This window comes from Azotobacter vinelandii CA, from assembly GCF_000380335.1.
In the GTDB taxonomy this organism is placed as follows: domain Bacteria; phylum Pseudomonadota; class Gammaproteobacteria; order Pseudomonadales; family Pseudomonadaceae; genus Azotobacter; species Azotobacter vinelandii.
On sequence record NC_021149.1, the window covers coordinates 5,229,677 to 5,252,214 of the forward strand.

The following is a 22,538-nucleotide window of genomic DNA, read 5'->3' on the forward strand; positions in this document are numbered from 1 at the left end:
GACCGCCCTCGGACCTCATGCTCGCGTGGCGCCCTGAAAACAGCAGCGCTGCCAGTCGGACGGATGCCGACGGTCGGTCAGGTCAGAACAAGAAATTTCCCGATAAAAACAACGAGTCCGGGGTATACCAATGAACTTGACGCTCGATACTACAGTGGGTCGTGCCCTTCCCTATTTCAAATACGGCATGATCTTTTTCCTCTATTACTTCATCGCCGGTGGAACGGTCCCCTTCCTGGTGATCTGGCTGGGCGACGCGGCCAAGCTGGATGCCGGCGCCATCGGTCTGCTGTTCGGCTGCAAGGCGATCATCGCCATGCTGCTTCAGCCGCTGTTCGGCGTGCTGACCGACCGTCTGGACAATCGCAAGCATCTGATCTGGTGCATCGTCGCTCTGCTGGCCCTGCTGGCCCCCTACATGCAGTGGGTGTTCATGCCATTGCTGACAGAAAACCTGCTGGTGGGCGTTCTGGCCGGCGGTCTCTATCTGGGCATCATCTTCGCCGCCGGCGCCGGGACACTGGAGACCTATCTCGAGAAGGCCTGCCGAGCCGGTGATATCACCTATGGCCGGGTACGCATGTTCGGCGCCATCGGCTACGGCAGCTCCGCGGCCCTCTCGGGAATGCTGGTCAGCGAGAATCCCGAAACGATTTTCTGGATCGGCTCGGGCTGCGCCCTGGTGCTGGCCCTGCTGTTCTGGAGAGTCCAGCCGGGCTCGACCATCGCCCAGACCGATGACCTGCAGGAAAAGCCGGCGCCCGTTTCCTATGCGGCGGTCAAGGATCTGGTGTCCGATCGACGCTTCTGGTCCCTGGTGCTGTATGTCGTGGGCGTCGCCTGTCTCTACGACGTGTTCGACCAGCAATTCGCGAACTTCTTCCGTGGCTTCTTCGCCTCGCCGCAGCAGGGCACCCAGGTGTTCGGCTTCGTGACCACGCTGACCGAAGCCGGGGTCGCACTCATGATGTTCTGCATCCCCTGGGTGTTGACCCGCATCGGTGGAAAGAATGCCTTGATCGTCGCCGGAGTCGTGATGGCGGTGCGCATCATCGGTTCCGCCTTCGCGTCGAGTCCCGCCGAAGTGGTTGCCCTGAAGATGCTGCATGCCCTGGAAGTGCCGCTGATCTTCGTCGGCATGTTCAAGTACATCGAGGACGTCTTCGACACCCGACTGTCCGCAACCATCTACATGATGGGCTTCATCTTCGCCAAGGGCATCGGCGTCAGCCTCATTTCTCCCCTGGCCGGGCATGTATACGGGGCCTTCGGCTTCCGGGAAGGGTATCTGCTCCTGGGCGGCCTGGCCCTGCTGTTCACCCTCGTTTCGATCTTCACCCTCGATCGGGGCAAGCATAAACGTACCCAGGCGCCGGGCACTCCCGCGAGCGGCCCAGCCCTGATCGACGACCAGGCGCTGTCTCCATCGCTGGCATCGAAGTAACGACCACCCAACCGCATGAGACAACCGGCCGGCTCGAAGGGAATATCCACCGGAGCGGCCGGCCAGCTCATGCGCCTTCACGAATCACCGGATACACATCGAGAGGCTGATATGGCATCGAGCAAGGAAATGGGCCCGGAAGCGGTCTACCCGGACCTCAGGGGCAAGACCGTGCTGATCTCGGGCGGCGGATCGGGCATCGGCGAGGCCATGGTCCGCGCCTTCGCCCGACAGGGCGCCCGGGTCGCCTTCGTCGACATCGCCCGGGAAGCCGGCGAGAAACTGGAAGCCGAACTGCGCGCCGAGGGGCACGAGGTCGCCTTCCGCTGCTGCGACATCACCCGGGAAAGCGCCTATCGGGAGGCTATCGAGGACCTCGCCAAGACCCAGGGGCCGATCACCGTCCTGATCAACAATGCCGCCAGCGACACCCGCCACACCCTGGAAGAGGTTGGTTCCGACAGGTTCGATCAACTGATCGCCGTGAACCTCAAGCACGCCTTCTTCGCCATCCAGGCGGTGGCGCCGATGATGAAGGAAGCCGGCGGCGGCTCGATCGTCAACTTCGGCTCCATCGGCTGGATGACGGGCTCCAGCGGCTATCCGGTCTACGCGGCCAGCAAGGCGGCCACCCACGGCCTGACCAAGACCCTGGCGCGCGAGCTGGGACCCCACCGCATCCGGGTCAATACCCTGGTTCCGGGCTGGGTGATGACCGACAAGCAGCTCGCGCTCTGGGTCGACGACGCGGCCAGGGAACTGATCAGGCGCAGCCAGTGCCTGCCGGGCAGCCTGGAGCCCGCGCACATCGCCAGCATGGCGCTGTTCCTGGCCTCCGGCGCATCGGCCATGTGTACCGCGCAGAACTTCGTCGTCGATGGCGGCTGGGTATGAGGGAGCGCTCCATGACCTGCAAGGTATTCGACGCACGCAGTTGCCTTCTGGGCGAGGGCGCGTTCTGGCATCCCGGACGGAAGCAACTGTTCTGGTTCGACATTCTCGGCCGCAAGCTGCTCTCCAGCCATGCGGGCACCCGGCAGGAGTGGAACTTCGACGGCTTCGTGTCCGCCGCCGGATGGCTGGACGCGAACAGGCTGCTGATCGCCGGCGAGCGGGAACTCTTCGGCTTCGATATCGAGACCGGGCAATGCTGTCCGGTCGTTCCCCTGGAGGCCGACAACCCGCTCACCCGCTCGAACGACGGCCGCGCCGACCCCTGGGGCGGGTTCTGGATCGGCACCATGGGCAAACAGGCGCAGTACAAGGCCGGAGCCATCTACCGGTATTTCCGCGGCGAACTCCGGCCACTGTTTCCCGGCATGACCATTCCCAACGCCATCTGCTTTTCGCCGGACCGCCGCTATGGGTATTTCGCGGACTCCGCCGAGAGAATGCTCTGGCGCCAGCGCCTGGCGGAATCCGACGGCTGGCCCGTGGGCGATCCCGAACCCTTCGTCGATTGCCGCGCCCTCGGCTACGAGCCGGACGGCGCCACCGTCGACAGCCTCGGCCATCTCTGGAACGCCGTCTGGGGCGCGGGACTCATCGCCCGCTATACGCCGGAGGGGGTTCTGGAACGCACCCTGCCCTGCCCGGCGAAAAACATGACCTGCGTGGCATTCGGCGGCGAGGCGCTCGCCACCCTGTTCGCGACCTCCGCCCGGCAGGACGCGCCCGACGCGACATCCGCCCATGCCGGCTCGACCTTCGGCTTCGAGCCCGGAATCCGGGGTCTGCCTGAATACCAAGTCATCCTCTAGGTTGGTGAATCCCCATGCTTAGCCTGCAGAACGAATCGACACGTCTTGAATTGCTCCCCGAACTCGGCGGCGGCATTGCGAGTTGGGTCGCCCTGGATTCGGGCCAGCCGCTTCTCCGCAGCCCGGTCGACGGCCGGCAGGTGCCCTATGGCTGGGGGAAGCTCGCCTGCTTTCCCTTGGTGCCCTGGTCGAACCGGATAGGGCAAGGCGGCTACGAAACCGACCGGGGCTGGCTTTCCCTGGCCCCCTTCCAGGAGGACGAGCCCTATCCCATCCACGGCACAGCCTGGCATCAGCCCTGGGAAATCGCCGCTCGCTCCGCGCAGGAGGCCCTGCTCCGGCTCGTCTCCCAGACCCCCTACGCCTATCGGGCCGAACAGCGAATCCTCCTGGCCGGTGACAGTCTCGTGGTGGAGCTGTCCGTGGAGCACCTGGACCAGCACCCGGCCTGGTACGGGCTCGGGCTTCATCCCTTTTTCCCCCGCAGGGAGAACACCCGGCTGCGGGCCTGCGCCGAAGCCGTCTGGTTCGAGGAGAACCAGCGCCTGCCGCGCGTCGAACGAGCGATCGAGGGCGCCTGGCGTTTCGCCGATGGCAACGCCCTGCCGAAGACCCTGATAGACCATGCCTTTTCCGGCTGGGACGGCAGCTTCCTGATCAGCCAGCCGGATGCCGGTTACCAGTTGGAGTGCTCGGCTACGAACGCCAGGTTCTTCGTGCTTTATACCCCGCCCGGCAAGGACTTCTTCTGCTTCGAGCCGGTCTCCCATCCCATCGATGCCCATCACCTGGAAGGCCGGCCGGGACTGCGACTGCTGCAACGCAATCAGAAACTCGACATGCGCATGGTCATGAAGTACTGGGCGTTGTAGCGACATCCCTGATCGTGGCTTGGCCCTGAAAAGCGCAATGCACAAGGAAACGCGCCTGTCGCCCGCCGACAGGCCCGACAACAGGAAGCGCGTATGTTTCGTCGCCCATGTTCAAGCACTCCCCTCATGAGTGCAGTGAATCCATCCCTGGAAACCGTCCGAGACGGTGCATCCGCCGACGCCCCCCGGGCAGCCGAGGCCGGGCTGGCCTGGTGGGCTGACGCGATCATCTATCAGATCTACCCGCGCTCCTTCGCCGACGCCAACGGTGACGGCATCGGCGATCTGCCGGGCATCACCTCGCGGCTGCCCTACCTGAAGCGCCTGGGTGTGGATGCACTGTGGCTATCACCCTTCTATAAATCGCCCCAGGCCGACGCCGGCTACGACGTGGCCGACTACCGGGTGGTCGATCCGCTGTTCGGCACGCTGGAGGATTTCGATCGGCTGCTGCACGAGGCCCATGGCCTGGGCATCAAGGTGATCGTCGACCTGGTGCCCAACCACACTTCCGACGAGCATGCCTGGTTCCGGGCGGCATTGCAGTCGCCGCCGGGCAGCGCCGAGCGCGCCCGCTACCTGTTCCGCGACGGCCGCGGTGAAAACGGCGAGTTGCCACCCAACAACTGGCAGAGCGTGTTCGGCGGCGCGGCCTGGTCGCGGGCGCCGGGCGACCGGCATTGGTATCTGCACCTGTTCGACGGCAAGCAGCCCGACCTCAACTGGGACAACCCGCAGGTGCGGGCCGAGTTCGAGGACGTGCTGCGCTTCTGGCTGGACCGAGGCGTGGACGGCTTTCGGGTCGACGTGGCGCACGGCCTGGTCAAGGACTCGGAACTACCCGATGCGGAGCAGCGCAAGGAAAACCGCGTACTGGTCGGCCCCATGTGGGACCAGGACGGCGTGCACGAGATCTACCGCGCCTGGCACCGCATCCTGGACCAGTACCCGGGCGAGCGCATGATGGTGGCTGAGGCCTGGGTTACCCCGCAAGAACGCCTGACCCACTACATCCGCTCCGACGAGATGCAACAGGCGTTCAACTTCGACTACCTGCTGCTCGAAAACTGGGATGCGGGCACCTTCAAAAGCGTCATCGACGCCTCGCTGAGCCTGGCGGCCGAGGTGAGCGCGACGACCACTTGGGTGACCTCCAACCACGACGTCGTGCGCGCGCCTTCGCGCTATGGCCTGAGCCGGCCCGGCGCCCATCCCAAGGGTATCGACGCGGCCGGCGAACAGCCGAACGAGGCCCTGGGCCTGCGCCGCGCCCGCGCCCTTGCCTTGCTCACCCTGGCCCTGCCCGGCTCGGCCTATATCTATCAGGGCGAGGAACTGGGCCTGCCCGAACACACGACCCTGGAGGCCCGTTACCGCCAGGACCCCATGTTCATCCGCACCCATGGCGCGGACATCGGTCGCGACGGCTGCCGGGTGCCGCTGCCCTGGAGGGCGGATGCTCCGTCCCTCGGCTTCGGCCCGGGCGACAGGAGTTGGCTGCCGCAACCGGCCACGTACGCGCATTACACCGTGGATCGCCAGGAGGGCGTGGCCGGCTCCACCTTGGAGCTGTACCGGCAGATGCTGCGGCTACGCCGTGAACATGCACTTGGCAAAGGCCAGTTGCGCTGGGTCGACACCGACCGTGACCTGCTGGTCTTCGACAACGGCGACGTCCGCGTCCTGATCAACTTCGGGACACAAACCAGGGCACTGCCGGCAGGTGGACAGATACTGCTGTCCAGCGAGCCGTTGAAGGAGCCCAGCAAACTACCTGGCAATACAGCAGCCTGGTTGACGGGATCGTGCCCGTCCTCAAGTTGAAGCATCAGCGTGCCCGAGTCCGGTTCGGTCCCCGAGAAAGGGCCCCCGAGAAAGCCGAACAAGTCCTGGGGCCGTTGGCCGAGGTGAATTAAGGCCATCTTGCGCATCGAGGCATCAGCGTCACGGCATTATTACCGGCTTGGGATCGACGTGGACTCACCGAAGAAATCATCGAACATGCGGAGCGGATCTCGGAGCAAGCCGAGGGCACATAACGCATCAATCGACCGCTTCGTGCCGGTTACCTCTGCACCAGACAACGGAGACACTTACACATGCCCACCCCCGTTATTCCTCTCAGCAGCTTCGTTGCCGCGCTTTCGGCATCGCCCCTGGAGCCTTGGGCATCATCTGTGCCCTGGGCACTAACGAGCCGGTCCGAAGCAGTAGTTCGGCACCTGCTCGGTACCCTTGACGCTTCCGAATTCATCATCTCGAACGAAGTTGCCATTCACGTCACGGCGACTGTGGAACCCGGCACAGTGCTCAAGGGGCCGCTAATCCTCGGCCCCCGATGCTTTGTCGCCTCCGGCGCTTACCTTCGTGGCGGCAACTGGGTCGCCGAGCGTTGCGCCCTCGGGCCGGGCGCCGAACTGAAGTCCTCATTCGTCTTCGCGGGAACCAGGCTCGCTCACTTCAACTTCGTTGGTGACTCCATCCTCGGCAGCGACGTGAACCTCGAAGCCGGTAGCATCATCTGCAACTATCGCAACGAGCGCACCGACAAGGAGGTTCGCGTTCGCGTTGGCGAGGCCCTGCATCGGACTGGTTGCCACAAGTTTGGCGCTGTCGTCGGTGATCATTGCCGTATCGGCGCCAACGCTGTCCTGGCACCCGGTGCGATCTTGCCGCCTGGCTCGGTTATACATCGCGCTTCGCTGCACGACGGTGAAGCTGGTGTCTAGCGGGTAGATTGCTTCGAGCCTAAAAGCACTCACGTCCCGATAGGCAACTTTGGCACACAGGTACCTGGAGCGACGGTGATGTCTTAGCCAGCATATGATAAGCCGAACTTATGCCTTGCAATTATGACTTACTACACTAATGAATACTCCAACCTATACTTCATACGTGCCGCCTCGTTGAGTGGCCGATTCGCCACCATAGCCCGGCCAATAAATATAGGAAGCGCACTGCCTCAATCAATACTCTTAGATAAGGCCTTTGATCCATATTCATGCCTATCAGCGTAATGGCATACGCTGTAATTCATACGAACTTATCGCAGGGCACCGAATTACCCATCAAGGCATAACCTTCCCCTACCCATGAAACAAGTCAATTTTTATAATGAAAAACAAATGGCATCCATCAACCCATGAACCTGCCAGCCATAACCCAAGCCGATCACCCCGATACTTGTCTGGCAATTAAGACGAATCAACAACCACTCGCTTGGAAATACACTTTGCAGAATGATTTCAATTGAACTGCGGCAAAGTAAACTTCATCACTACATATTGCAGTCCACAGCCCCCGAAAGCATGGGCGCTGCCAACACTTCCGCACAGAATGGAGAAAACTTGAATCAAAGCGCTTCATGGACGGCTCTACCTACTCAATAAACTTATGATGATAGACGATGCATCTTTACTTATCAAATAAGCCCAATAATAGAGAAGCCATATGTATTCGTATCGTAACTTCTTGAGAACCGCTGCCTTGCCGTCGTTGCAGGGCGCCATATATACCAGCAGAGTCCTAACCGGACAGGATTGGTGCTGTGCTGCAGAGATCTATCAGACTTACCCACGCTCTTCACACCGACGCCAATGGCGATGGCATCATCCCGCAGCTCAATACGCTCGCGGAGATGAAAACACTGATCGCCTGGGCCAGGCGGCGCAATATCCTTGTAGATCCAGTGGTCGACCACACCTGCGACAATCAACGCCTTGCAGCCATCGACAACTTCTCCGGGCAGCCAATCGAGCCCAGGCTGCCAGTTGGTCTGTGCGTGATGCGGCAACTCCACGAACCCTTCGCCATCCCGACGGCCTGACGAAAGGTTTTCCCCCTGCCCGTCCATGTCCTGAACAGATAGCGGCTGCGCCGACAAAGCGGATCTCATCGGTCCGTCGGCCTTCATGCCCGTCATAGGGAACGACCTGCCTACGTCGACACAGGCCCATCCCGATCGATCCCGGTGCCGCGACGCCTGGCAGCCCTTGGCTGCCCGGTACGGCTGATAACACCGGGCACCGGCCGTGTGTCCAGCCGCTGGCAAACCAATACAAAAACAAGAAGAGATCTACCTATGAATTCCGCAGCCTATCGACCCTGGGCTGGCCTTTCCCTGCTTGTCCTGTCCACCAACCTGCTTGCCACACCGGCGCCAAGCGTCGAGGAACGCCTTGCCCGGCTCGAGGCGCGTGCCCTGGCGGCCGAAGCCGACGCCGCACGACTGCGCAGGGAGGTCGAGCACCTCAACAGGCAGTTCGCCATTAACTCCTCAGTGCCTGCACAACTGCAATTGTCGCTCAGCGAGCGCGTCGCGCAGATCGAAGCACGCCAGCAATCCCTGGAGAGCAACACCTCGACGCTCGCATCCTCCGTGAGTTCGATCGAGAACCTAACGGAGGGGTTCTCTTTCGCCGGGTATGCGCGCTCCGGTATGGACGTGAACTCGCAAGAGTCCGGTGCGGGGCGCGGGAGTCCCTACATGACCCCAGCCGGCTCGGTAGGCGGCTCCGTTGGCCGGCTGGGCAATGAAATCGACACCTATGCGAGCGTGACCTTCATGAAGGAAAGCCAGGCCAGCAACGGCACGCACGCCAAGTTCACGGTGAAAATCGCCGATGGCATGGAGACGCCCAACCCCTGGGCGGCGGATGAAAGCCAGATCCATGTGCAGCAGGCATACAGTGAACTCTACGAGCTGGCGTCGTTCCGGGATATTCCCATGCTGCGCGACGCACGCCTGTGGGCGGGCAAACGCAGCGATCGGGATAATTTCGATATCCACTGGCTCGACATGGATGTGGTTTCCCTCGAAGGAACCGGTGCGGGTATCTACGATGTGCAACTGACTGACGACTGGCGCCTCAATGCTTCTTTCATGAGCCGTTCCTATGGCGACTTCGACATCGAGACCAACAAGGACATCAGAAGCTACATCGGCACTCTCAATCAGTTCTTCGACGATGGGCGCTGGCAATTCATGCTCAGCGGGATCTACTCGGATCAGAACGACGCCAAACTAAACAAGAAGGAAGAGTCCGACGTTGACGACAGCGGCAACCGGCTGAACGAGGCGGGCCTCACCCCTGCCGGAAGCGGCTGGCATGGTCTGCTGGCCTACCATCGGCCGGACTTTTTCGGCCAGGAAGGCATGTTCAAGGCCGCACTGCTGTATGGCCTGGGGCTTGGCGCGGAACTCAAGAGCATCGGCTCCGACGGTGAGTTGATCGACGATGCCCGGGCGTTGCGCCTGGCCATGTATGGCCACACCCGTCTGAGCGACTATTGGCGCATTGCCCCGGCCCTGGTTGCCGAGCGCAGCAAGGATCGCTATGTGCCCGGCGACGACTACCGCTGGTTGACCTTCAACCTGCGCCTGGCCAACGAGCTGACCGACAACTTCGAAATGGTCTACGAGTTCAGTTGGCAGACCATGGACCTCGATCCGCTCAGCTACCACGGTCGGCAAGCGGCCAGCGGCGACTTTTGGAAATTCACCCTGGCACCAACCTTCAAGGCAGAGTCCGGAGACTTCTTCGAGCGCCCCGAATTGCGCCTGTTCGCCACCTATATGGACTGGTCCAGGGAGCTCGACAACTTCAGCACGGAAGACGATTTTGGCCAGAAAGGCTTCAAGTCCGGCGGTGTCTGGCAGTTCGGAACGCAGATGGAAACCTGGTTCTAGGGGCCGCCGGTCGCTCCCGCTGCTGCGGATAAGCACCGAAGCAAGGAGAAAGCAGCCGTTAACGCTACGGTTCGCCTCAATCGGGATGGCCGGTACTGTACCGGCCCCTTTCATCTCATCGGCTGCAAGCGTCTTCATGGCAGAGCACAAAATTACCTCTCGCAGCATAAGTTTCTTCTATCCGGGTGATGCACCGCTTTCTATGCTGGGGTTCGATTGGTCTCATCGAGTTCTTGCACTGGATTGACGCCATAGCCGATTTCTCACTTGTGCCTCCGCGAAAAGGAATCCCCATGAGCTATAGCGCCGCGCCGAACCGCTACGAGCGCATCCCCTACCGCCGCGTCGGCCGCAGCGGCCTGGTGCTGCCGGCCCTGTCCCTGGGCCTGTGGCACAACTTCGGTGACAGCACCCCGCTCGATACCCAGCGCGCCCTGCTGCGCACCGCCTTCGACCTCGGCATCAACCACTTCGACCTGGCGAACAACTACGGGCCGCCCTACGGCAGCGCCGAGACCAACTTCGGCCGCCTGCTGCGCGAGGATTTCCGCGCCTATCGCGACGAGCTGATCCTCTCCACCAAGGCCGGCTGGGACATGTGGCCCGGCCCCTACGGCCAGGGCGGCGGTTCGCGCAAGTACGTACTCGCCAGCCTCGACCAGAGCCTGCGGCGCATGGGCGTCGACTACGTGGACATCTTCTATTCGCACCGCTTCGATCCGCACACGCCACTGGAGGAAACCGCCGGCGCCCTGGCCGACACCGTGCGCCAGGGCAAGGCGCTATACGTGGGCATCTCCGCCTATTCGGAAGCCAAGACACGGGAAATGGCCGCCCTGTTGCACGAGCACAGGGTGCCGCTGCTGATCCACCAGCCGGCCTACAACCTGTTCAACCGCTGGATCGAGAAGGACCTGCTGGCCACCACCGAGGACCTCGGCGCCGGCGTGATCGCCTTCACCCCCCTGGCCCAGGGGCTGCTCACCGACAAGTACCTGGATGGCATCCCCGCCAATGCGCGGATCAACCGTCCCGGCGGCGCCTCGCTGCGCCCCGAGCACCTGTCCGAGGCGAACATTCGGCGTGCCCGGGCGCTCGCCGAGATTGCCCGCCGGCGCGGGCAGAGCCTGGCCCAGTTGGCCCTCGCCTGGCTGCTGCGCGATGCGCGGGTGACTTCGGCGCTGATCGGCGCCAGCCGCCCGGAACAGCTCGTCGAGAATGTCGCGGCGCTGGACAACCTGGCATTCAGCCCCGAAGAACTGGCGGAGATCGACCGTCACGCCGCCGCAAGCGGCGTCAATCTCTGGGACAGGCCCTACACCGACTGGCCAGCGTGAGGTATCCCGGCCGCCGGCATGGCGGCCGGGTGGTTCAACGCCGGCAGGCGGTACCGCCGATCGCCCGCTCGATGTCGCGCTTGCAGGCCAGTAGCGCCTCGCGGATGGCCTCGACGCGTCGGGCGGCGCGCGCGGTGGGCAATACCACGGAGATGGCGTAGCGGCCCAGGTAGGTGTCCAGGGACACCGAGCCGCCGCTGATGCCTTCGCTGCACTCCCCGTGGTCGAAGGTGAAGCCGGTCTCGCGGATCTCCGCCAGCTCGGCCAGCAGGGCCGGCAGGTCGCGGGTGTTGCGGGTCATCTGCGGCAGCGGATCGGGCAAAAGGTCGCGCACAGCGGCGTCGTCGAGGCCGGCCAGCAGCACCTTGCCGGCCGAGGTCGAGTGCATGGGGGCGAAGACGCCGATGGGAAAGACCACGCGCAGATCGCGCTCGGCGACGATGCGGTCGATCACCTGGATCTTCTCGCCGGCCTGCTTGGACAGGGACACCGACTCCTGCAACCAGTTCGACAGGCACTCCAGATAGGGCCGCACCAGGGAAATGATGTCGGTCTGGGTCTGGTAGACCAGTTGGCCCACCGCCACGCCCAGGCGGAAGCCGCCGCTGGGCCCCATGGCCTCGACCAGGTATTCGGCCTCCAGCGCGCAGACGATGCGCTGCACGGTGGAGCGCGGCAATTTCACCGCCTGGGCGATGGCCGCCAGGCTGAGCCCCTGCGGATGCTCGCCCAGGGTACGCATGATCGCCGCGGCACGGGCGATCACCTGAATGCCGCCCACCTTGCCTTCTTCGCCGCTTTCCGGCGCCTCTCTGGTCATCACTTGGTTACTTGTCATAATGATTGCGGACCTTACGGTCATCCCACCGGCACGGAATGCCCATGCCGCCCTCTTCCGGGTTCGGCCGGTTTCTTTCTCCCCGTTACAGGTTTTTACGAATCCGGCCTGCCCTGCAAAAACCACCTGATGGTACACTGAACCACGATTCGATACACTACCGCTCCTCGTCCGTCTTCATCTCCTTCCATCGCCAGGAGGCCCGTCCGTGAAACGCAGAGCTCCGCTCCCCTTCATCCACAGCCTGCCGCTGGCCCTGATCCTGTCGCTGGCTGCCTGCAAGGAGGCCGAGCAGGCGGCCGCCCCCGCGCCGCCGCCCACGGAAGTCGGGGTCTACACCGTACAGGCCCGACCGCTGATGCTGACCACCGATCTGCCGGGCCGTACCACGGCCTTCCGCGTCGCCGAAGTGCGCCCGCAGGTCAACGGTATCCTCCAGGAGCGCCTGTTCACCGAGGGCACCGAGGTCAAGAAGGGCCAGCAGCTCTACCAGATCGACCCGCGCACCTATGAAGCGGAACTGGCCCGCAGCGAGGCAGCCCTGGCCAACGCCGAGAACCTGGCCAGGCGCTACGAGCGTCTGCTGAAGACCAGCGCGGTCAGCCGCCAGCAGTACGACGACGCCATCTCCGCCCTGAAGCAGGCCCAGGCCGACGTGCGGGTCAGGCGCATCGACGTGCAGTACACCAAGGTGCTGGCGCCGATCACCGGCCGTATCGGCCGCTCGATCGTCACCGAAGGCGCCTTGGTCACCAGCGGCCAGACCCAGGCCATGGCCACGGTGCATCAGCTCGATCCGATCTACGTCGACGTCACCCAGCCGATCACCCTGATCCTCCGCCTGCGCAGCGCGATGGAGTCCGGCCGCCTGCAGAGCGCCGGCCCCGACCAGGCCGAAGTCGGCCTGACCCTGGAAGACGGCAGCGCCTACCCGCTGACCGGTACCCTGAAGTTCTCCGAGGTCAACGTCGACCAGGGCACCGGCTCGGTGACCGTGCGCGCGATCTTCCCCAACCCCGAGCGCAAGCTGCTGCCCGGCATGTTCGTCCATGCCCAGCTCAAGGAGGGCGTGAAGCAGGACGCCATCCTGGTCCCGCAGCAGGCGATCATCCGCGACACCCGCGGGGTCGCCACCGTCTGGGTGGTCAAGGAGGACAACAGCGTCGAGCTGCGCGAAGTGGAAACCCCGCGCACCGTGGGCAACGCCTGGCTGGTCGGCAAGGGTCTGGTCAGCGGCGAGCGGGTGGTCGTCGAAGGCACCCAGCGGGTGCGCGGCGGCGTCACGGTCAGGCCGGTCGAGGCCGGCAACATCAATCTGGTCGCCGACTTCGCAGCCGGCGCCAGCCAAGGGGGACGCTGATCCATGTCGCGCTTTTTCATCGACCGGCCGATCTTCGCCTGGGTGATCGCCCTGGTGCTCATGCTCGGCGGCGGCCTGGCCATCCTCAAGCTCTCCGTCACCCAGTACCCGAACATTTCCCCGCCGGCCGTGCAGATCAGCGTCACCTATCCCGGCGCCTCGGCGCAGACGGTGCAGGACACCGTGGTGCAGGTGATCGAGCAGCAGCTCAACGGCCTCGACGGCCTGCGCTATATTTCCTCGGTCAGCAACGCCGACGGCAGCCTGCAGATCATCGTGACCTTCGAACAGGGCACCAACCCCGACATCGCCCAGGTGCAGGTGCAGAACAAGCTGCAACTGGCCACGCCGATGCTGCCCGAGGAAGTCCAGCGCCAAGGCATCCGCGTGGTGAAATACCAGGTCAACTTCATGATGATCCTCGGCCTGGTGTCCACCGACGGGCGCATGAACGGTTTCGACATGGGCAACTACATCGCCTCCAACCTCCAAGACCCGATCTCGCGGGTCTACGGGGTCGGCGACTTCCAGGTGTTCGGCTCGCAGTACGCGATGCGCATCTGGCTCGACCCGGAGAAGCTCAATAACTACCAACTCACCCCGCAGGACGTGACCAGCGCGATCAGCGCGCAGAACGTGCAGGTGTCCTCCGGCCAGCTCGGCGGCCTGCCGGCCGCCAGGGGCGTGCAACTGAACGCCACGGTGATCGGCAAGACGCGCATGCGCACCGCCGACGAATTCAAGGAAATCCTCCTCAAGGTCAACCGCGACGGCTCGCAGGTCCGCCTCAAACACGTCGCCGAGGTCGGCCTGAGCGCCGAGAACTTCTCCATCGCCTCCAAGTACAACGGCATGCCGGCCGCCGGTATGGCCCTGCGTCTGGCGCCCGGCGCCAACCTGCTGGAGAGCGTGGCGGCGGTGCGCGCCAAGCTGGACGAACTCAAGCCCTACCTGCCCGAGGGCGTCGAGGTGGTCTACCCCTACGAGACCGCGCCGATGGTCTCCGCCTCCATCGAGGCGGTGGTGCACACCCTGTTCGAGGCCATCGTGCTGGTCTTCCTGGTGATGTACCTGTTCCTGCAGAACTTCCGCGCCACCCTGATCCCCACCCTGGCGGTGCCGGTGGTACTGCTGGCCACTTTCGGCGTGCTGTTCGCCTGCGGCTTCACCATCAACGTCATGACCATGTTCGCCATGGTGCTGGCCATCGGCCTGCTGGTGGACGACGCCATCGTGGTGGTGGAGAACGTCGAGCGGATCATGGTCGAGGAAGGACTGTCGCCGAAGGAGGCGACGCGCAAGTCGATGGGCCAGATTTCCGGCGCGCTGGTCGGCATCGCCCTGGTGATTTCCGCGGTGTTCCTGCCGATGGCCTTCTTCGGCGGCTCCGCCGGGGTCATCTACCGGCAGTTCTCCATCACCATCATCTCGGCGATGTCCTTCTCGGTGCTGATCGCGCTGATCTTCACCCCGGCGCTCTGCGCCACCCTGCTCAAGCCGGTGGCCAAGGGCGCGCACCACGAGAAGCGCGGCTTCTTCGGCTGGTTCAACCGCACCTTCGAGCGCAGCGCCGACGGCTACCAGCGCGGCGTGGGCGGCATCACCAGGCGCCGCTGGAGCTTCATGCTGATCTACCTGCTGCTGGTCGGCGGCGTCGCCTACCTGTTCCTCAGATTGCCCGGCTCCTTCCTGCCCAACGAGGACCAGGGCACCATGTTCGTGCAGATACAGTTGCCGCCGAACTCCAGCGCCGAGCGCACCGAGGCGGTGCTCGCCGAGACGCGCGACTACCTGCTCAAGGACGAGGGCGATACCGTGGCCTCGGTGTTCAGTGTCAACGGCTTCAACTTCGCCGGCCGCGGGCAGAGCTCGGGCCTGCTGTTCATCAACCTCAAGCCCTTCAGCGAACGACCCAGGCCCGAGCAGGACATCTTCGCCCTGGCCCAGCGCGCGGCCGTGCGCTACGCGCGGATCAAGGACGCCAACGTGATTCCGGTGGTGCCGCCGGCAGTGCGCGAGATGGGCAACGCCACCGGCTTCGACCTCTTCCTGCAGGACTACGGCGGCCTCGGCCACGAGGCGCTGATGGCGGCGCGCAACCAGCTCCTCGGGATGGCCGCCAAGGAGCCGACGCTGACCATGGTGCGTCCCAACGGCATGAACGACGAGGCGCAGTACCAGGTGATCATCGACGACGAGAAGGCCCGCGCGCTGCAGGTCTCCATCGAAGACATCAACGAAACCATGTCGGTGGCCTGGGGTTCCTCCTATGTCAACGACTTCATCGACCGCGGCCGGGTCAAGAAAGTCTACGTGCAGGGCAAGCAGGATTCGCGGGTGGGTCCGGAAGACTTCGACAAGTGGTACGTGCGCAACGCCGAGGGCGGCATGGTGCCCTTCTCGGCCTTCGCCAGCGGCCAGTGGATCTACGGCTCGCCCAAGCTGGAACGCTACAACGGCATCTCCTCGGTGGAGGTTCTCGGCCAGCCGGCGCCCGGCTACAGCACCGGCGACGCCATGGCCGTGATGAACCGCCTCGCCGCCCAGTTGCCGTCGGGCATCGGCATCGCCTACACCGGCCTGTCCTACGAGGAACTGGCCGCCGGCTCGCAGGCGCCGGCACTCTACGCGCTGTCGCTGCTGATCGTGTTCCTCTGCCTGGCGGCGCTGTACGAAAGCTGGTCGATTCCTTTCTCGGTGATGCTGGTGGTGCCGCTCGGGGTGCTCGGCGCGGTCGGCGCCACGCTCTTGCGCGGGCTGTCCAACGACGTGTTCTTCCAGGTCGGCATGCTCACCACCATGGGCCTGGCGGCGAAGAACGCGATCCTCATCGTCGAGTTCGCCAAGGATCTGTACGAGCACCAGGGCCGCAGCCTGATGCAGGCCGCCAGCGAGGCCGCGCGCCTGCGCCTGCGGCCGATCATCATGACCTCGATCGCCTTCGCTCTCGGCGTGCTGCCGCTGGCCACCGCCACCGGCCCCGGCAGCGGCAGCCAGCACTCGATCGGCACCGGCGTGCTCGGCGGGACCCTGGCGGCAACCTTCCTGGCGATCTTCTTCGTGCCGCTGTTCTACGTCGTGGTGGTCGGATTGTTCGAGCGGCAAAAAGACAAGGCGGCCGAAACCGAAGGAGTGATGGCATGAAACACGGATACCTGACCCTGGCGGCCGCCTGCGCCCTGGCACTGCCGGGCTGCACCCTGATCCCGGACTACCTGCGCCCGGCCGCGCCGGTCGAGGCCGCCTGGCCGGAGGGGGCCGCCTACGCGCCGGAGCGACCGGCCAACGTGCCGGCCGCGGATGTCGGCTGGGAGGAGTTCTTCCGCGATCCGGCGCTCAAGCAACTGGTCGAACTGGCCCTGGACAACAACCGCAACCTGCGCCAGGCGATCCTCAACGTGGATGCCTACCGGGCGCTGTACCGCGTGCAGCGTTCCGACCTGTTCCCCAAGCTCGGCGTGGAAGGCACCCAGAGCCGCCAGCGCTGGCCGGGCGACTATGCCAGCGGCGGCGGCGGCGGGTCCAGCGGCGGCATCAGCGATGGCGGCGGCGCGGGCGGCACCTCGACCAGCGAGCCCCCGGCGTTCATCCAGACCAGCCACCAGGTGACCCTCGGCACCAGTTCCTGGGAACTGGACTTCTTCGGACGCATCCGCAGCCTCACCGAGCAGGCCAAGGAAGACTACCTGGCCATCGAGGAAAACCGACAGAACGTGCACCTCGTCCTGGTCGGCGACGTGGCCACCGCCTACTTCGCCTGGCGCACCGACCAGGCCCTGCTCAAGCTGACCGAAGCGACCCTGGCCAGCTACGAGGAAAGCCTCGCGCTGATCGAGGCCAGCGAGGAAGTCGGCGTTTCCTCGCAGCTCGACGTGCGCCAGGCGCACACCCTGGTGGACCAGGCCCGCGCGCAGAAGTCGCTCTACACCCGGCAGATCGCCGAGGACGTCAACGCCCTGCGGCTGCTGATCGGCGGTGCCTTCCCGAGCGACCTGCCGGCCGGCCTCGACGTCAACGACGAGATGCTCGCCGGCTTCCCCGCCGGGCTGCCCTCCGACCTGCTGCTGCGCCGGCCGGACATCCGCGCCGCCGAACACCGCCTGCTGGCCGCCAACGCCAGCATCGGCGCGGCGCGCGCGGCGTTCTTCCCGAGCGTCACCCTGACCGCCCGGGCGGGTACCGCCAGCCGCGAGCTGTCGGGTCTGTTCGACGCCGGCTCCGGCAGTTGGAGCGCCTTGCCGACGATCAACATCCCGATCTTCACCTTCGGCGATCTCAGGGGAAGTCTGGAATACGCCAAGCTGCAGAAGGAAATCAACGTCGCCGCCTACGAGTACAGCATCCAGACCGCCTTCCGCGAGGTCGCCGACGGCCTGGCCGCGCGCGGCACCTACGATACCCAGCTCAAGGCCCAGGGCGACCTGGTCGACAACAACCAGGCGTACTACGAACTGGCCCGCCAGCGCTACGAGGAAGGCGTCGACAGCTACCTGTCGGTGCTCGACGCCCAGCGCGAACTCTTCTCCGCCCAGCAGCAACTGCTCAACGACCGTCTCCTGCAACTGAATGGCGAAGTCGGCCTGTACAGGGCGCTCGGCGGCGGCTGGGAGCGCAACAGCGTCGCGGGCGCGACCACCACGGCGGCCGCCACGCCGTAACGGCCGGCCCGTACCCGCAACGGGCACGGGCCGCTCCCGCCGGATTTCCTACTTCGCCGGCCGCTCCGGCTCCGCCCGCCACTCTCGGCTCCGGGCGGGCCCGGGCGACAGACAATCGGCGGCCCCGTCCGGCACCACGACGACTTCCAGATTCGTTCCCGCCAGCAGCGTCCGGACATACGCCAGATGCTCGCTGCGAGTCTGGCGGCCCGCAACCACCGCCACCAGCGGAACACGGTGCGGCGGGCTGCGGAAATGGGCGATCAGCAACCGGCCGGGATGGCGCATGCCCTCGGCCAGCCGCTCGGGGGACAGGCCGCCGGTGTCGCTGGCGATGACCGCCTCGGCATCGACGATCCGCTCCAGTTCGGCATAGAGCGCCCGCTTGAGTTCGATCCGCTCGGGAAGCGTTTCGATGAGCAACCGCACTCCGGCGACGTCCTTGAGCCGCGTACTGGTACGCAGCCGCGCCAGGGTCGCCGCCACCTGCTCGGGGGCGAAGCGGCCGGCCTCGACCAGCCCCGCCAGGATGCTCCGAGCCATGGCGAGGACTTCGGCGAGTTGTTCCATCGACGGGTAGATCAGCAGAACCTCATGGCCATGGCGCGCCAGATGGGTGGCGATGCCGACGCCCATCGAACCGGAGCCGAGGATCGCGATGCAAGGTGAAGTCATGTAGGCGTTCCGTTTTTGTTGTTATGCGTTGCCCGGCAGGACTTCAGTCGCGTTCGATCGCCAGGGCCACGCCCTGTCCTCCCCCTATGCACAGGGTGGCCAACCCCTTGTGCGACTCTCGCCGGATCATTTCATGCAGCAACGTGACCAGTATGCGACAGCCCGAGGCCCCGATAGGGTGCCCCAGGGCGATGGCGCCACCGTTCACGTTGACGAGCCCGGTATTCCAGCACAGCTCCTGGCCAACTGCCAGCGCCTGGGCGGCGAACGCCTCGTTGGCCTCGATCAGGTCGAGCTGCTCGAGCGTCCAGCCGGCCTTCTCCAGGCAGCGGCGGCTGGCCGCCACCGGGCCGATGCCCATGATCGCCGGATCGACGCCGGCGCTGGCACAGGCCTTGATCCGCGCCAGCACCGGCACGCCCAGGGCGCGCGCCTTGGCGCCGCTCATCAGCAGCACGGCGGCGGCCCCGTCGTTGAGGGTCGAGGAATTGCCGGCGGTGACGCTGCCATCCTTGCGGAAAGCCGGCTTCAGCTTGGCCAGGGCCTCGGCGGTGGTGCCGGGGCGCGGCTGCTCGTCGGTGTCGAAGCGCAGCGGCTCGCCCTTGCGCTGCGGGATCGTCACCGGAACGATCTCGTCCCGGAAGCGTCCGGCCTCGATGGCGGCCAGGGCTTTTCGCTGCGAGGCGGCGGCGAAGGCGTCCTGCGCCTCGCGATCGATGCCGTACCTGTCCGCCAGGTTCTCCGCGGTGATGCCCATATGGTAGTCGTTGAAGGCATCCCACAGGCCGTCGACGATCATGCTGTCGACCAGACTGGCGTGGCCCAGGCGCAGGCCGCTGCGCGCGCCCGGCAGGACATGGGGCGCCAGGCTCATGTTCTCCTGGCCGCCGGCGACGACCGCCTCGGCATCGCCGCAGCGGATCGCCTGGGCCGCCAGGTGCAGGGCCTTGAGGCCGGAGCCGCAGACCTTGTTGACGGTCATGGCCGGCACGCTCTGCGGCAGCCCCGCCTTCAGCGCGGTCTGCCGGGCGGGATTCTGTCCCGCCCCGGCGGTCAGCACCTGGCCGAGGATGACCTCGTCCACCTCGGCCGGCGCCAGTCCGCTGCGCTCGAGCAGCGCGCGGACGACAACGGCGCCCAGCTCGACCGCCGACACCTGCGCCAGGCTGCCCTGGAAGCTGCCGATGGCGGTGCGGGCGGCGGCGACTATCACTACTTCCTGTTCTTGCATGTCTCGATCTCTCCGATGTCCTGCCCTCTCCCGCACGTGCCGAACCGGCCTCCTCTCCCTTCAGGGAGAGGGTTGGGGAGAGGGTCGCTGCAAAGCCAAAATCAGAAGGTCATTTCGACCACATCGTCCGGCACGATCAGCCGACCGGCGGTCCTGGCGACGATCTCCTCGACGCTCACTCCCGGCGCGCGCTCCCTGAGCACGAAGGCGCCGTTGTCGATCTCCAGGTAGGCCAGGTCGGTGAGCACCCGGCGGATGCAGCCGGCGCCGGTCAGCGGCAACGAGCAGCGTTGCAGCAGCTTGGACTCGCCGTCCTTGGAGGCGTGGGTCATGGTGACGATGATGTTGTCGGCGCCGGCCACCAGGTCCATGGCGCCGCCCATGCCCTTGACCAGCTTGCCGGGGATCATCCAGGAGGCGATGTTGCCCTCGACGTCCACCTCGAAGGCGCCGAGCACCGTCAGGTCGACGTGGCCGCCGCGGATCATGGCGAAGGATTCGGCGGAGGAGAAAATCGAGGCGCCGGGCCGGGCCGTGACGGTCTGCTTGCCGGCATTGATCATGTCGGCGTCGATTTCCGCCTCGCTGGGGAAGGCGCCCATGCCGAGCAGGCCGTTCTCCGACTGCAGCATCACGTCCATGCCCTCGGGCACGTAGTTGGCCACCAGGGTGGGGATGCCGATCCCCAGGTTGACGTAATAGCCGTCCTTCAATTCGCGCGCCACGCGCCGGGCCATCTGTTCGCGGGAAAGTGCCATGGGAGTCTCTCTTGTTCTGTCGGATGGGGTCAGGCGCGGACGGTGCGCTGTTCGATGCGTTTCTCGAAATGGCCGAGGATCACGCGGTCGACATAGATACCGGGGGTGTGGATCTGGCTGGGTTCCAGTTCGCCGGGTTCGACGATCTCCTCCACCTCGACCACGGTGATCCGCCCGGCGGTGGCCACCACCGGATTGAAGTTCTGCGCGGTGTGGCGGTAGACGACGTTGCCGAAGTGATCGGCCTTCCAGCCCTTGACGATGGCGAAGTCGCCGCTGATCGCCTCTTCGAGGATGTAGCGCCGACCGCGGAACTCGCGGACCTCCTTGCCCTCGGCGACCGGGGTGCCGTAGCCGGTCGCGGTGTAGAAGGCGGGAATGCCCGCGCCGCCGGCGCGCAGCTTCTCGGCCAGGGTGCCCTGCGGGGTCAGTTCGACCTCCAGCTCGCCGTCGAGCAACTGGCGCTCGAACAGGGCGTTCTCGCCGACGTAGGAGGCGATCATCTTGCGGATCTGCCGCTCCTCGAGCAGCACGCCCAGGCCGAAGCCGTCGATGCCGCAGTTGTTGGAAACCACCGTCAGCCCCTTGACCCGCCGGCGGCGGATCTCGGCGATCAGGTTTTCCGGGATACCGCACAGACCGAAGCCGCCGGCCAGGACGGTCATGCCGTCGGTGAGCCCTGCCAGGGCCTCTTCGTAGGTATTCACGCGCTTGTCGAGTCCAGCCATGCCGTTCTGCCTCTTTGTTGTTGTCCTGTCCCGTGGCGCCTGCCAGGGGACGTCTTTGGTGAGGCCAGTGTCGTGCGTCACGACTTATTTGTTAATTTTGATTTACCAATGTATTGATTTGGAAAACCAATGAATGACTCTCAAGCAGTTGCGCGCCTTCCTCGCCGTGGCGCAAACCCGCAGCTTCGCCCAGGCCAGCGAGCGCCTGCACCTGTCCCAACCGGCGCTGAGCCTGACGATCAAGGCCCTGGAAGATTCCCTGGGCGGGCGCCTGCTCAGCCGCACCACCCGTAGCGTGACCCTGACCCCGGAAGGCGAGAGCCTGGAGCCGCTCGCCCGGCAACTGCTGGCCGACTGGGACAACGCCGAGGAAATGCTCCGCCTGCGCTTCACCCTGCAGCTCGGCAAGGTATCCGTGGCCGCCATGCCGTCCTTCGCCGGCAACCCGCTGCCGGCGACGCTGAAAGTCTTCCGCGGCCGCTACCCGCAGGTGAACGTGACGGTGCACGACGTCATCCACGAGCAGGTCATCGAGATGGTGCGCAACCGCCGGGTCGAGCTGGGCATCGCTTTCGAACCGGACGCCCCGGACGGCCTGGCGTTCGACGCGCTGTACACGGATCGCTTCGTCGCCGTGCTGCCGCCCGACTCGGCGCTGGCCGGACGGCCGCGGCTGAGCTGGGCCGAGCTGCTCGAAGAAGACTTCATCGCCCTGCAGCGCCCATCCACCGTGCGCCTGCTGCTGGAACGGCACCTGGCGGCGCATGGGGAAAGGCTGCCGATCGCCTTCGAGAGCCATCAGTTGGCCACGATCGGACGCATGGTCGCCAGCGGCCTGGGGGTGAGCGTGGTGCCCTCGCTGTGCATCCGCCAGATGCGAGAGCTGGGCGCCCGTTGCGTGGCCCTGCACGAACCGGTCATCGAACGGCGCCTCGGCCTGCTGACCCTGGCCGATCACGAGTTGTCGACCGCCGCGCAGGCCCTGCGCGAGGTGTTGCTGGAAAGCATCGATGCCCATCGGTTGAGCGACCCGTCCTGAGCGTCGCGGCCATCCGGGGCATGCGTGGACCTCTTTCCCCCATGGATGCGGAAAGCGGAGCCGAGGACGGGGAAGCCGTCCGGCCCGGCCTTCGCGAGCGGTGCGGATGCCCGGCGAGCGCCCCTGTTATAAAGTCGCCTGTACAGGAA

The 22,538-nt window shown here is 65.2% G+C and carries 18 protein-coding genes; 12 read left to right on the forward strand and 6 right to left on the reverse strand.

Annotated features, from left to right (window positions below):
- The first annotated feature begins 130 nt into the window (after window positions 1-130).
- From AVCA_RS23480 to AVCA_RS23505, 6 genes are all read left to right on the forward strand, one after another.
- Complete coding sequence (locus tag AVCA_RS23480; RefSeq protein ID WP_012703574.1) at window positions 131-1,444, forward strand: oligosaccharide MFS transporter; 1,314 nt, start codon at window positions 131-133, stop codon at window positions 1,442-1,444.
- A 111-nt stretch (window positions 1,445-1,555) separates the two neighbouring features.
- Window positions 1,556-2,338 (forward strand): SDR family NAD(P)-dependent oxidoreductase, encoded by a 783-nt coding sequence (locus AVCA_RS23485; protein ID WP_012703575.1) that lies wholly within the window; start codon window positions 1,556-1,558, stop codon window positions 2,336-2,338.
- Window positions 2,339-2,349: 11 nt separating this feature from the next.
- Window positions 2,350-3,204 (forward strand): SMP-30/gluconolactonase/LRE family protein, encoded by an 855-nt coding sequence (locus tag AVCA_RS23490; RefSeq protein ID WP_012703576.1) that lies wholly within the window; start codon window positions 2,350-2,352, stop codon window positions 3,202-3,204.
- A 14-nt stretch (window positions 3,205-3,218) separates the two neighbouring features.
- Window positions 3,219-4,076 (forward strand): aldose 1-epimerase, encoded by an 858-nt coding sequence (locus tag AVCA_RS23495; RefSeq protein WP_012703577.1) that lies wholly within the window; start codon window positions 3,219-3,221, stop codon window positions 4,074-4,076.
- 126 nt (window positions 4,077-4,202) lie between these two features.
- Window positions 4,203-5,900, forward strand: coding sequence for a glycoside hydrolase family 13 protein (locus AVCA_RS23500; RefSeq protein ID WP_012703578.1), 1,698 nt, complete (start codon window positions 4,203-4,205; stop codon window positions 5,898-5,900).
- Window positions 5,901-6,175: 275 nt separating this feature from the next.
- Window positions 6,176-6,805: an LbetaH domain-containing protein gene (locus AVCA_RS23505; protein ID WP_012703579.1), complete on the forward strand. Its 630-nt coding sequence runs from the start codon at window positions 6,176-6,178 to the stop codon at window positions 6,803-6,805.
- A gap of 692 nt (window positions 6,806-7,497) precedes the next feature.
- Here the strand turns inward: AVCA_RS23505 and AVCA_RS26560 are convergent.
- Window positions 7,498-7,998 (reverse strand): hypothetical protein, encoded by a 501-nt coding sequence (locus AVCA_RS26560; protein WP_175555998.1) that lies wholly within the window; start codon window positions 7,996-7,998, stop codon window positions 7,498-7,500.
- A gap of 159 nt (window positions 7,999-8,157) precedes the next feature.
- Here AVCA_RS26560 and AVCA_RS23515 point away from each other — a divergent pair, with 159 nt between their 5' ends.
- Both AVCA_RS23515 and mgrA read left to right on the forward strand, forming a co-directional pair.
- Window positions 8,158-9,765, forward strand: a complete 1,608-nt coding sequence (locus tag AVCA_RS23515; RefSeq protein WP_012703581.1) for a carbohydrate porin — start codon at window positions 8,158-8,160, stop codon at window positions 9,763-9,765.
- A 293-nt stretch (window positions 9,766-10,058) separates the two neighbouring features.
- Window positions 10,059-11,102 carry an L-glyceraldehyde 3-phosphate reductase gene (gene mgrA / locus AVCA_RS23520; RefSeq protein WP_012703582.1) on the forward strand — a complete coding sequence of 348 codons (1,044 nt, stop codon included), beginning with the start codon at window positions 10,059-10,061 and terminating at the stop codon, window positions 11,100-11,102.
- A 34-nt stretch (window positions 11,103-11,136) separates the two neighbouring features.
- On the opposite strand, the gene AVCA_RS23525 is transcribed toward mgrA, so the two are convergent.
- Window positions 11,137-11,922 (reverse strand): IclR family transcriptional regulator, encoded by a 786-nt coding sequence (locus AVCA_RS23525; RefSeq protein ID WP_012703583.1) that lies wholly within the window; start codon window positions 11,920-11,922, stop codon window positions 11,137-11,139.
- 226 nt (window positions 11,923-12,148) lie between these two features.
- On the opposite strand from AVCA_RS23525, the gene AVCA_RS23530 reads away from it, so the two are divergent.
- Genes AVCA_RS23530 through AVCA_RS23540 form a run of 3 tightly spaced genes read left to right on the forward strand, consistent with a single transcriptional unit; the run spans window position 12,149 to window position 17,958 of the window.
- On the forward strand, window positions 12,149-13,300 hold the full coding sequence (locus tag AVCA_RS23530; protein WP_012703585.1) for an efflux RND transporter periplasmic adaptor subunit: 1,152 nt from the start codon (window positions 12,149-12,151) through the stop codon (window positions 13,298-13,300).
- Window positions 13,301-13,303: 3 nt separating this feature from the next.
- A complete protein-coding gene (locus AVCA_RS23535) occupies window positions 13,304-16,444 on the forward strand; it encodes an efflux RND transporter permease subunit (RefSeq protein ID WP_012703586.1) in 3,141 nt (1,046 codons plus the stop codon).
- Complete coding sequence (locus tag AVCA_RS23540) at window positions 16,441-17,958, forward strand: efflux transporter outer membrane subunit (protein ID WP_012703587.1); 1,518 nt, start codon at window positions 16,441-16,443, stop codon at window positions 17,956-17,958. The genes AVCA_RS23535 and AVCA_RS23540 overlap by 4 nt, the downstream gene beginning before the upstream one ends.
- Window positions 17,959-18,006: 48 nt before the next feature.
- Here AVCA_RS23540 and AVCA_RS23545 read toward each other — a convergent pair whose 3' ends face one another.
- The 4 genes from AVCA_RS23545 to AVCA_RS23560 all read right to left on the reverse strand — a co-directional run bounded on the left by AVCA_RS23545 (window position 18,007) and on the right by AVCA_RS23560 (window position 21,350).
- Window positions 18,007-18,633, reverse strand: a complete 627-nt coding sequence (locus AVCA_RS23545) for a 3-hydroxyacyl-CoA dehydrogenase family protein (protein WP_012703588.1) — start codon at window positions 18,631-18,633, stop codon at window positions 18,007-18,009.
- Between the two features lie 43 nt (window positions 18,634-18,676).
- The gene (locus tag AVCA_RS23550) at window positions 18,677-19,864 is read right to left on the reverse strand and encodes an acetyl-CoA C-acetyltransferase (RefSeq protein ID WP_012703589.1); all 1,188 of its coding nucleotides are present in this window, start codon (window positions 19,862-19,864) and stop codon (window positions 18,677-18,679) included.
- Between the two features lie 101 nt (window positions 19,865-19,965).
- Window positions 19,966-20,622 carry a CoA transferase subunit B gene (locus AVCA_RS23555; RefSeq protein ID WP_012703590.1) on the reverse strand — a complete coding sequence of 219 codons (657 nt, stop codon included), beginning with the start codon at window positions 20,620-20,622 and terminating at the stop codon, window positions 19,966-19,968.
- Between the two features lie 29 nt (window positions 20,623-20,651).
- Window positions 20,652-21,350: a CoA transferase subunit A gene (locus tag AVCA_RS23560; RefSeq protein ID WP_012703591.1), complete on the reverse strand. Its 699-nt coding sequence runs from the start codon at window positions 21,348-21,350 to the stop codon at window positions 20,652-20,654.
- Window positions 21,351-21,483: 133 nt separating this feature from the next.
- On the opposite strand from AVCA_RS23560, the gene AVCA_RS23565 reads away from it, so the two are divergent.
- Window positions 21,484-22,389 carry a LysR family transcriptional regulator gene (locus tag AVCA_RS23565; RefSeq protein WP_012703592.1) on the forward strand — a complete coding sequence of 302 codons (906 nt, stop codon included), beginning with the start codon at window positions 21,484-21,486 and terminating at the stop codon, window positions 22,387-22,389.
- Window positions 22,390-22,538 lie beyond the last annotated feature (149 nt).

Bases quoted from the DNA above. Each gene is read 5' to 3' on its own strand.
- AVCA_RS23480 (WP_012703574.1), top strand. From the start codon at position 131: ATGAACTTGACGCTCGATACTACAGTGGGTCGTGCCCTTCCCTATTTC.
- AVCA_RS23485 (WP_012703575.1), top strand. From the start codon at position 1,556: ATGGCATCGAGCAAGGAAATGGGCCCGGAAGCGGTCTACCCGGACCTC.
- AVCA_RS23490 (WP_012703576.1), top strand. From the start codon at position 2,350: ATGACCTGCAAGGTATTCGACGCACGCAGTTGCCTTCTGGGCGAGGGC.
- AVCA_RS23495 (WP_012703577.1), top strand. From the start codon at position 3,219: ATGCTTAGCCTGCAGAACGAATCGACACGTCTTGAATTGCTCCCCGAA.
- AVCA_RS23500 (WP_012703578.1), top strand. From the start codon at position 4,203: ATGAGTGCAGTGAATCCATCCCTGGAAACCGTCCGAGACGGTGCATCC.
- AVCA_RS23505 (WP_012703579.1), top strand. From the start codon at position 6,176: ATGCCCACCCCCGTTATTCCTCTCAGCAGCTTCGTTGCCGCGCTTTCG.
- AVCA_RS26560 (WP_175555998.1), bottom strand. From the start codon at position 7,998: ATGACGGGCATGAAGGCCGACGGACCGATGAGATCCGCTTTGTCGGCG.
- AVCA_RS23515 (WP_012703581.1), top strand. From the start codon at position 8,158: ATGAATTCCGCAGCCTATCGACCCTGGGCTGGCCTTTCCCTGCTTGTC.
- mgrA (WP_012703582.1), top strand. From the start codon at position 10,059: ATGAGCTATAGCGCCGCGCCGAACCGCTACGAGCGCATCCCCTACCGC.
- AVCA_RS23525 (WP_012703583.1), bottom strand. From the start codon at position 11,922: ATGACCAGAGAGGCGCCGGAAAGCGGCGAAGAAGGCAAGGTGGGCGGC.
- AVCA_RS23535 (WP_012703586.1), top strand. From the start codon at position 13,304: ATGTCGCGCTTTTTCATCGACCGGCCGATCTTCGCCTGGGTGATCGCC.
- AVCA_RS23540 (WP_012703587.1), top strand. From the start codon at position 16,441: ATGAAACACGGATACCTGACCCTGGCGGCCGCCTGCGCCCTGGCACTG.
- AVCA_RS23545 (WP_012703588.1), bottom strand. From the start codon at position 18,633: ATGACTTCACCTTGCATCGCGATCCTCGGCTCCGGTTCGATGGGCGTC.
- AVCA_RS23550 (WP_012703589.1), bottom strand. From the start codon at position 19,864: ATGCAAGAACAGGAAGTAGTGATAGTCGCCGCCGCCCGCACCGCCATC.
- AVCA_RS23555 (WP_012703590.1), bottom strand. From the start codon at position 20,622: ATGGCACTTTCCCGCGAACAGATGGCCCGGCGCGTGGCGCGCGAATTG.
- AVCA_RS23560 (WP_012703591.1), bottom strand. From the start codon at position 21,350: ATGGCTGGACTCGACAAGCGCGTGAATACCTACGAAGAGGCCCTGGCA.
- AVCA_RS23565 (WP_012703592.1), top strand. From the start codon at position 21,484: ATGACTCTCAAGCAGTTGCGCGCCTTCCTCGCCGTGGCGCAAACCCGC.